The 8,593-nt window shown below is 73.2% G+C and carries 8 protein-coding genes, 2 tRNA genes and 2 pseudogenes; 8 read left to right on the top strand and 4 right to left on the bottom strand.

All coding sequences use genetic code 11. From position 1 onward, the window contains the following. From JZ5iCDA_RS13330 to JZ5iCDA_RS20015, 3 genes and pseudogenes are all read left to right on the top strand, one after another. Positions 1-701: FAD-dependent oxidoreductase (locus JZ5iCDA_RS13330; protein WP_139123111.1), on the top strand; the 701-nt coding region annotated here is incomplete at its 5' end. Continuing rightward, entirely contained in the window at positions 698-943 is a 246-nt protein-coding gene (gene thiS, locus JZ5iCDA_RS18020; RefSeq protein ID WP_366246673.1) for a sulfur carrier protein ThiS, read from the top strand. The genes JZ5iCDA_RS13330 and thiS, both read left to right, overlap by 4 nt. Before the next feature lie 8 nt (positions 944-951). Then, positions 952-1,230, top strand: a pseudogene (locus JZ5iCDA_RS20015) (hypothetical protein); the annotation flags it as partial. On the opposite strand, the pseudogene JZ5iCDA_RS19750 reads toward JZ5iCDA_RS20015, so the two are convergent. From JZ5iCDA_RS19750 to JZ5iCDA_RS13310, 4 genes and pseudogenes are all read right to left on the bottom strand, one after another. Then, a pseudogene (locus tag JZ5iCDA_RS19750) lies at positions 1,201-1,941 on the bottom strand (LLM class F420-dependent oxidoreductase); the annotation flags it as partial. The pseudogenes JZ5iCDA_RS20015 and JZ5iCDA_RS19750 sit on opposite strands and share 30 nt — an antisense overlap. Before the next feature lie 183 nt (positions 1,942-2,124). Beyond that, entirely contained in the window at positions 2,125-2,700 is a 576-nt protein-coding gene (gene epsC, locus JZ5iCDA_RS13320) for a serine O-acetyltransferase EpsC (protein ID WP_436967407.1), read from the bottom strand. 62 nt (positions 2,701-2,762) lie between these two features. Next, positions 2,763-3,698 carry a cysteine synthase A gene (cysK, locus tag JZ5iCDA_RS13315; protein ID WP_069387611.1) on the bottom strand — a complete coding sequence of 312 codons (936 nt, stop codon included), beginning with the start codon at positions 3,696-3,698 and terminating at the stop codon, positions 2,763-2,765. Positions 3,699-4,125: 427 nt separating this feature from the next. After that, a tRNA-Gly gene (locus tag JZ5iCDA_RS13310) sits at positions 4,126-4,196 on the bottom strand. A gap of 203 nt (positions 4,197-4,399) precedes the next feature. Here JZ5iCDA_RS13310 and JZ5iCDA_RS13305 point away from each other — a divergent pair. The 5 genes from JZ5iCDA_RS13305 to JZ5iCDA_RS13285 form a co-directional block, all read left to right on the top strand. Beyond that, a tRNA-Pro gene (locus tag JZ5iCDA_RS13305) sits at positions 4,400-4,473 on the top strand. 168 nt (positions 4,474-4,641) lie between these two features. Then, positions 4,642-6,060, top strand: a complete 1,419-nt coding sequence (gene tig, locus JZ5iCDA_RS13300) for a trigger factor (RefSeq protein WP_069387610.1) — start codon at positions 4,642-4,644, stop codon at positions 6,058-6,060. A gap of 234 nt (positions 6,061-6,294) precedes the next feature. Further along, positions 6,295-6,942, top strand: coding sequence for an ATP-dependent Clp protease proteolytic subunit (locus tag JZ5iCDA_RS13295; RefSeq protein WP_083260009.1), 648 nt, complete (start codon positions 6,295-6,297; stop codon positions 6,940-6,942). A 38-nt stretch (positions 6,943-6,980) separates the two neighbouring features. Next, a complete protein-coding gene (locus JZ5iCDA_RS13290; RefSeq protein WP_069387608.1) occupies positions 6,981-7,697 on the top strand; it encodes an ATP-dependent Clp protease proteolytic subunit in 717 nt (238 codons plus the stop codon). A 250-nt stretch (positions 7,698-7,947) separates the two neighbouring features. Next, a partial coding sequence (locus JZ5iCDA_RS13285; protein WP_139123110.1) for a ClpX C4-type zinc finger protein occupies positions 7,948-8,593 on the top strand: 646 nt, incomplete at its 3' end.

The following is an 8,593-nucleotide window of genomic DNA, read 5'->3' as shown; positions in this document are numbered from 1 at the left end:
TCGAGCGCTCGCCGGGGTGCGCCGTCGTGGCGCGCGCCGCCGTGGGGATCGCGCGCGACGCGAGCGGCCGTGTCACGGGAGTGCACGACGACGCGGACCGCCTCCACCGGGCGGGCGCCGTCGTGCTCGCGGCGGGATGGGAGACCGGCGCGCTGCTCGCCGACGTGCCGGAGGTGAGCGTGCCGACCCGCCCGGTGAAGGGGCAGACCCTGCGGCTCGACGCCGGGCCGGGCCTCGCGCTCGAGCACGTCGTGCGGGGGCTCGTGCAGGGCCGCCCGGTGTACGTCGTACCGCGCGACCCGGTGCCCGACGGACCGCGCGCCGGGCACCGCGAAATCGTCGTCGGGGCGACCACCGAGGAGAACCCCGACGACCGGCGTGCCACCGCGGGCGGCGTCTTCGCCCTGCTGCGCGACGCCCGCGCCCTCGTCCCCGGCCTCGACGAGACCGCGCTCGTCGAGGTCACGCCGCGCGCACGGCCCGCGACGCCCGACAACCTGCCGCTGATCGGCGACACAGGCGTGCCGGGGGTGGTCGCCGCCGCCGGGCACGGGCGCAACGGCGTGCTCCTCGCGCCCCTCACGGCGGAGGCGGTCGTCGCCGCGCTCACGGGTGCGCGCCTGCCCGACGACGCCGCGGCGGCGCTCGCTCGTGCCCGACCGGACCGCTTCGTACCCGCGCCCGTCCCGACCTCGAGGTGAGACCCGTGACCGAGACCGTTCCCCCGACCGCGCTCGTCAACGGCGAGCCCTACCCCCTCGACGGCCGACCGGGCGTCGAGGAGCTCGTCGCCGCGCTCGTGCCGGCCTACGTCACGGGTGGCGCGCCGCAGGGCGTCGCCGTCGCGATCAACGACGCCGTCGTGCCGCGCGGGACCTGGGCGAGCACGGTCGTCGCGCCCGGCGACCGCGTCGAGATCGTCACCGCCGTCCAGGGAGGCTGAGCAGGACCATGACCACGAACCCCGCGAGCACCCCCACCGCCGCCGGGCCCGCACCGTACGACGACCCGCTCGTCGTCGCCGGCACGACGATCGGGTCGCGCCTCGTCATGGGCACCGGCGGCGCCGCGAACCTCCTCACGCTCGAGGACGCGCTCGTCGCCTCCGGCACCGCGCTGACGACCGTCGCGATGCGCCGCGTCGCGGTGCGCCCGGGCGGTGCGGGCTCGACCGACGCCGGCATCTGGGGACTGCTCGACCGGCTCGGCATCCGCGCGCTGCCCAACACCGCCGGCTGCTTCTCCGTGCGCGAGGCCGTGCTCACCGCGCAGCTCGCGCTCGACGTGGTCGTCGACGACCACGGGCACCGTCGCGCTGACCTCGAACGCCGCCTCCGGGGACCGCTCGGGAGACCGCCGGGCGAAGCCCTCGGCGAGCAGGTCGCGGAACGCGCCGTCCATGCGCGGCGAGTAGAACAGGGGGAGCCAGCCGTCGGCGATCTCGGCCGCGAGGGCGATGTTCTTCGGCCCCTCCGCGGCGAGGTGGATCGGCAGGTCGGCGCGCAGGGGGTGGACGGTCGACCGCAGCGCCTTGCCGAGACCCGTCCCCTCGCCGTCGGGCAGGGGCAGGGGGTAGTGCGGCCCGGCGTTCGTCACCGGGGCCTCGCGCGCGAGCACCTGCCGCACGACGTCGACGTACTCGCGCGTGCGGGCCAGCGGGCGCGCGTACGGCTGGCCGTACCAGCCCTCGACCACCTGGGGCCCGGACACGCCGAGCCCGAGCACGAACCGCCCGCCCGAGAGGTGGTCCAGGGTCAGCGCCGCCATCGCCGTCGCCGTCGGCGTGCGCGCGGACAGCTGCGCGACCGCCGTGCCGAGGCGGACGCGGGACGTGCGCGACCCCCACCACGCGAGCGGGGTGAAGGCGTCCGAGCCGTAGGCCTCGGCCGTCCAGACCGAGTCGACGCCGAGCCGGTCGGCCGCCACGACCGCGTCCTGCACCCCCTCGGGCGGACCTGCGGACCAGTAACCGGTGTGGATGCCGAGGCGCACGGCGTCTCCTCGTCGTCGAGGTCGGGGATCGGGCGGGCGCGGAACCGGGGCGGCCGGCCCCGGAGATGTCCGAGACCCGGCGTCCCGGGTACCGCGCGCGCCCACCCTAGCGGAACCACGGGGCGCCGAGGCTCAGATGACGTACTCGATGAGGAGGGACGGGTCCTCCACGGCGGCGTGCGCCGCGGGCGTCGTCGCGGGCACGCGCACGCGTGCCGGGACGCCGACGGCGACGGCCCCCGCGGGGACGTCCTTGACGACCACCGCGTTCGCGCCCACCTGGACGTCGTCCCCGACCCACACCGGGCCGAGGATCTTCGCCCCCGCGCCGACCACGACGCGGTCGCCCAGGGTGGGGTGGCGCTTCCCGCGCCGCATGGACCGGCCGCCGAGCGTCGACGTGTGGAAGAGGACGACGTCGTCGCCCACCTCCGCGGTCTCGCCCACGACGACGCCCATCCCGTGGTCGATGAACAGGCGGCGGCCGATGCGGGCACCCGGGTGGATCTCCACGCCGGTCAGCGCCCGCGCGAGCTGCGACACGAGCCGCGCCGGCAGGCGCAGGACCGGCTCGCGCCACATGCGGTGCGCGAGCCGGTAGGCCCACACCGCGTGGACGCCCGGGTAGGCGAGCGCGACCTCGAGGCGGCTGCGCGCGGCCGGGTCCCGCCGTCGGGCCGCCTCGAGGTCCTCGGAGAGCACGCGCAGGAAGCGGCGGACCCGGGACAGCCTCCCGGGCCCGCCACCCCGTGCGGACGGTGCGGACAACGTCAGTCCAGCAGGTCGGCGTAGAGCACCGACGACAGGTAGCGCTCGCCGAACGACGGGATGATCGTCACGATGAGCTTGCCCGCGTTCTCGGGCCGCTTCGCGAGCTCGAGCGCCGCCGCGATCGCCGCACCGGACGAGATGCCGACGAGCAGGCCCTCCTCCTTCGCCGCGCGCCGCGCGTACTCGACCGCCGTCTCCGCGTTGACGTCGATCACCTCGTCGTACACCTCGGTGTCGAGGATCTCCGGGACGAAGTTCGCGCCGATGCCCTGGATCTTGTGCGGTCCCGGCTGCCCGCCGTTGAGGATGGCCGACTCCTCGGGCTCGACCGCGACGATCTGCACGCCCGGCTTGCGCTCCTTGAGCACCTGGCCCACGCCCGTGATGGTGCCGCCCGTGCCGATGCCCGCGACGACGATGTCGACCTCGCCGTCCGTGTCCGCCCAGATCTCCTCGGCCGTCGTGCGGCGGTGGATCTCCGGGTTCGCCGCGTTCGCGAACTGCCGGGCGAGGATCGCACCCTCACGCTCGGCGACGACCTCGTCGGCCTTGTTCACCGCGCCCTTCATGCCCTCCGACCCCGGGGTCAGGATGAGCTCCGCACCGAACGCGCGCAGCAGCGCGCGACGCTCCTTCGACATGGTCTCCGGCATCGTCAGCACGACGTCGTAGCCGCGCGCCGCGCCGACCATCGCCAGGGCGATGCCGGTGTTGCCCGACGTCGCCTCGACGATCGTGCCGCCCGGCTTCAGCTCGCCCGACGCCTCGGCGGCGTCGACGATCGCGACGCCGATGCGGTCCTTGACCGAGTTCGCCGGGTTGTAGAACTCGAGCTTCCCGACGACGGTCGCGCCCGCGCCCTCGGTGAGCTTGTTGAGGCGGACGAGCGGGGTGCTGCCGACGAGCTTCGTGACGTCGTCGTAGATGCGTGCCATGGCTTCCTCTTCTGTCGAGGGCTCGGACGAGCCGGGAACAACGGGGGTGCGGTGCAGGGGAGCGGGGGCGGACGGGGTCCGGGGCCAGCGTCCCGCAGCCCGGGTGCGCCCGCGCGCCCGGCGAGCGGGACGGGTCGGGGCTGCGCCGGTGCGGGCGCGGCAGGGGCGGTCGTCAGCGACAGCCGTGACAGCGACGACAGGAGGTCCGCGCGAGGGCGCGGGGGAGCGGCGCGGGACGCGCGGCGCTCGCGGTCATTCCTCGCTCCTCCTGGTCGGCAGCGCCCGGGCGGCGGTCCCCGGAGGGGCGCGGCGCAGGGCGTGGTGCTGCCGAGCGTATCCGTCCCGGTCGCGGGCCTGCAACGGCGTCCACGGCCGCGGACGACGACGGGCGCCCCGCCGACCCGGCGGGGCGCCCGTGCGCGTGCGGAGCGGGCGACGGGAATCGAACCCGCGTAGCCAGTTTGGAAGACTGGGGCTCTACCATTGAGCTACGCCCGCGAGACGTCCGCGGCGCGGACCTCGAGCCTCCGTGCGGAGCCCGGTCCGTACCGCCGACCTGCGGCCGCCACCTTAGCAAACGGCGCCCGCCCCGGACGCCGGCGGGTGGCGCCTCACGTTCGTCGGCGGCTCCTCGGGGCCGTGCCCGGCGGTGCTCCCGCCACCAGTACACTGACCGGTGCCCGCCCGGCGTCGTGGGCGGACGGGGTGTGGCGCAGGTTGGTAGCGCGTCCGCTTTGGGAGCGGAAGGTCGCAGGTTCAAATCCTGTCACCCCGACACATCACGAGGGCGCGCCCGGGACGGACCGGACGGGCCTTGTCCCGGTGGCGTAGGCTTGACGGGTTGCCCGTACGCCCGCGGTGGTCCGCACCGGTCGTGCGGCGGGCGCTCAGCTCGTCCCGTTGCCGCACGCCGGCCCGCCCCGATCAGTTGGAGACCATCGAAGTGAAGAGCGCCGTCGAGACCCTGGACCCCACCAAGGTCAAGCTGACCGTCGAGGTGGGGTACGACGAGCTCCAGCCGAGCATCGACCACGCCTACAAGCACATCGCGGAGCAGGTGAACATCCCCGGCTTCCGCAAGGGCAAGGTCCCGCCCCGCATCATCGACCAGCGGGTCGGCTGGGGCGCCGTCGTCGAGCACGCCGTGAACGACGCGCTCTCCGGCTTCTACCGCCAGGCGGCCTCGGAGGCGAGCCTGCGCCCCCTCGGCCAGCCCGAGGTCGAGGTCACCGAGATCCCGGCGAAGGCCGGCGAGGGCCAGCTCGTCTTCACCGCCGAGGTCGAGGTCCGCCCGGAGATCGAGCTCCCGGCGCTCGACACGCTCGACATCACGGTCGACGCGGCCGAGGTCACCGACGAGGACGTCGCCGAGCGCCTCGACGCGCTGCGCGAGCGCTTCGGCACCCTCGTGGGCGTCGACCGCCCTGCCGCCGAGGGCGACTTCGTCGTCATCGACCTCAAGGCCGTCATCGACGGCGAGGAGGTCGACTCCGTCTCCGGCGTCAGCTACCAGATCGGCTCGGGCAACATGCTCGAGGGCCTCGACGAGGCGCTCACGGGGCTGTCCGCCGAGGAGACGACGACCTTCACCGCCCCCCTCGCGGGCGGCGAGCACGAGGGCAAGGAGGCCGAGGTCACCGTCACGGCGACCACGGTCAAGCAGCGCGACCTGCCCGAGGCGGACGACGACTTCGCGCAGCTCGCGTCGGAGTTCGACACGCTGGACGAGCTCAAGGCCGACCTGCGCGAGCAGGTCGCGAGCATCAAGACGTCGAACCAGGCCGTCGCCGCGCGCGACGCGCTCCTCGAGGCGCTCACGGGCGCCGTCGAGATCCCCGTCCCGGCGGGCGTCGTCGAGGCCGAGGTGCACCGCCACCTCGAGTCCGAGGGGCGTCTCGAGGACGACGAGCACCGCGCGGAGGTCACCGAGGAGGCGACGACCGCGATCCGCAACCAGATCCTGCTCGACACGCTCGCCGAGCAGCTCGAGGTCAAGGTCGCGCAGAACGAGCTCCTGGAGTACCTCGTGCAGGCGTCCCGCCAGTACGGCATGGACCCGAACCAGTTCATCCAGTCGCTCGACCAGGGCGGTCAGATCCCGGCCATGGTCGGTGAGGTCGCGCGTTCGAAGTCGCTCGCCGTCGCCCTGCGCCAGATCGAGGTCAAGGACTCCGCGGGCAACGTCGTCGACCTCACCGAGTTCATCGGCTCCGACGACGAGGACGCCGCCGACGCGCAGGCCGAGGACGCGGCGTCCGAGGCCGTGGCCGAGCCCGTCGAGGAGGCGCTCGTCGACGACTCCGGCGACGCGGCCGCCGAGGCTCCCGTCGAGGACCCGGCCGAGGAGAGCACGAAGGCCTGACGGCCCCACGACGACGGCCCGCACCCTGCTCACGAGGGTGCGGGCCGTCGTCGTCCATGGCGCGCGCGGTGCCGCGCCGGCGCATATGCGCCGACAGCGAAAACGCGCCGCATCAGGACGAACGGCCGGGGCCGCGCGCGTTAGGGTCGCTGCAGCACGGCCGGACTCCCGGTGCCGAACCGGCCCCGGCCCGAGCAGCGCAGGCGGGTGGTACCCGCGGGAGCGACGAAGGAGATGGAAGTGAACGAGCTGTACCTGCCGTCCGACGCGACCGGCCCGGTGGCACGCACCGAAGGCCCGGGCCTCGGCCTCAACGACTCCATCTACAACCGGCTCCTCAAGGAGCGCATCATCTGGCTGGGCTCGGAGGTGCGCGACGAGAACGCGAACGCGATCTGCGCGCAGATGATGCTGCTCGCGGCGGAGGACCCGGAGAAGGACATCTGGCTGTACATCAACTCGCCGGGCGGGTCGATCACGGCCGGCATGGCGATCTACGACACGATGCAGTACATCCAGCCGGACGTCGCGACGATCGCGATGGGCATGGCGGCCTCGATGGGCCAGTTCCTGCTCTCGTCCGGGACGAAGGGCAAGCGCTACGCGACGCCGCACGCGCGCGTCATGATGCACCAGCCCTCGGGCGGCATCGGCGGCACGGCGACCGACGTGCGCATCAACGCGCAGCTGATCATGCACATGAAGCAGGTGCTCTCCGAGCTGACGGCCGAGCAGACCGGCCAGCCCCTCGAGAAGATCCTCAAGGACAACGACCGGGACAGCTGGTTCACGGCTCCCGAGGCGCTGGAGTACGGCTTCATCGACCACGTCGTGACGAACGCCGCGTCCGTCACGGGCGGCGGCGGCGCGTCGGGCTCCTGAGCCCCGCCCCCGGACCAGACCTCACCCAGGAGAACCCCGTGACCTTCAGCGCAGAGTCCCAGTACCTGTCGACCGCCCAGCGCCTCGCCGGCCCCGCCGCGCGCCCCGGCGGCATCGCCCTGCCCGGCGGTGCGCCGTCCGCCCGGTACGTGCTCCCGCAGTTCGAGGAGCGCACCGCCTACGGCTTCAAGCGCCAGGACCCGTACACCAAGCTGTTCGAGGACCGCATCATCTTCCTCGGCGTCCAGGTCGACGACGCGTCCGCGGACGACGTCATGGCCCAGCTCCTCGTGCTCGAGAGCCAGGACCCGGACCGCGACGTCATCCTCTACATCAACTCGCCGGGCGGGTCGTTCACCGCGATGACCGCGCTCTACGACACGATGCAGTACATCAAGCCGCAGATCCAGACGGTCTGCCTCGGCCAGGCGGCGTCCGCCGCCGCCGTGCTGCTCGCGGCCGGCCAGCCGGGCAAGCGCCTCGCGCTGCCCAACGCCCGCGTGCTCATCCACCAGCCCGCGATGGAGGGCGGCGGCTACGCGCAGGCGTCGGACATCGAGATCCACGCCAACGAGCTCATCCGCATGCGCGAGTGGCTCGAGGACACGCTCGCCCTGCACTCCGGCAAGGAGGTCGAGGAGGTGCGCCAGGACATCGAGCGCGACAAGATCCTCACCGCCGAGCAGGCGAAGGAGTACGGCCTCGTCGACCAGGTCCTCGAGAGCCGCAAGGCCGTCGCGGTCAACACGCCCTGACGGGAGGCGCACCCGCGCCCACCCGCCGCGTCGCGCCGCCGTCTCCTCCGGGAGCGGCGGCGCGACGCGCAAGGGCTCCTCAAGGACACGGAACGGCATCGATCGCGGCCGGATGTGCCGCTCCACCGGGGAGCCCACCTGACAACGGGGTCCCCGTGGTGTGGAATGGGAAGAAGGACCTGCTGCGACGTGGACAGCGGGCCTGGGCCGGGCGGAAGGGCGCCCGGTCATCCGGACAAGGAGACGCTACGTGGCTCGTATCTCGGACGGCGCCGACCTGCTGAAGTGCTCGTTCTGCGGCAAGTCGCAGAAGCAGGTCAAGAAGCTCATCGCGGGCCCTGGCGTGTACATCTGCGACGAGTGCATCGACCTGTGCAACGAGATCATCGAGGAGGAGCTCGCCGAGGCGACCGAGCTCGGGCTCGTCGAGCTGCCCAAGCCGCGGGAGATCTTCGAGTTCCTCGGGCAGTACGTCATCGGCCAGGACGCCGCGAAGCGCGCCCTGGCCGTCGCCGTCTACAACCACTACAAGCGCGTCCAGGCGGGCGAGTCGACGAAGGCGTCGAGCTCCGACGACACGGACCACGTCGAGCTGGCGAAGTCGAACATCTTGCTGATCGGTCCGACGGGCACGGGCAAGACGTATCTGGCGCAGACGTTGGCGCGGATGTTGAACGTGCCGTTCGCGATCGCCGACGCGACCGCGCTGACCGAGGCGGGGTATGTCGGTGAGGACGTGGAGAACATCTTGTTGAAGCTGGTCCAGGCCGCGGACTTCGACGTGAAGAAGGCCGAGACCGGGATCATCTACATCGACGAGATCGACAAGGTGGCGCGCAAGGCGGAGAACCCCTCGATCACCCGGGACGTCTCGGGTGAGGGGGTGCAGCAGGCGT

This window comes from Cellulosimicrobium cellulans (assembly GCF_001722485.1).
Lineage (GTDB): Bacteria > Actinomycetota > Actinomycetes > Actinomycetales > Cellulomonadaceae > Cellulosimicrobium > Cellulosimicrobium cellulans_A.
The sequence above is the reverse complement of the archived record's forward strand: the minus strand, read 5'-3'. Positions and strand labels throughout refer to the sequence as shown.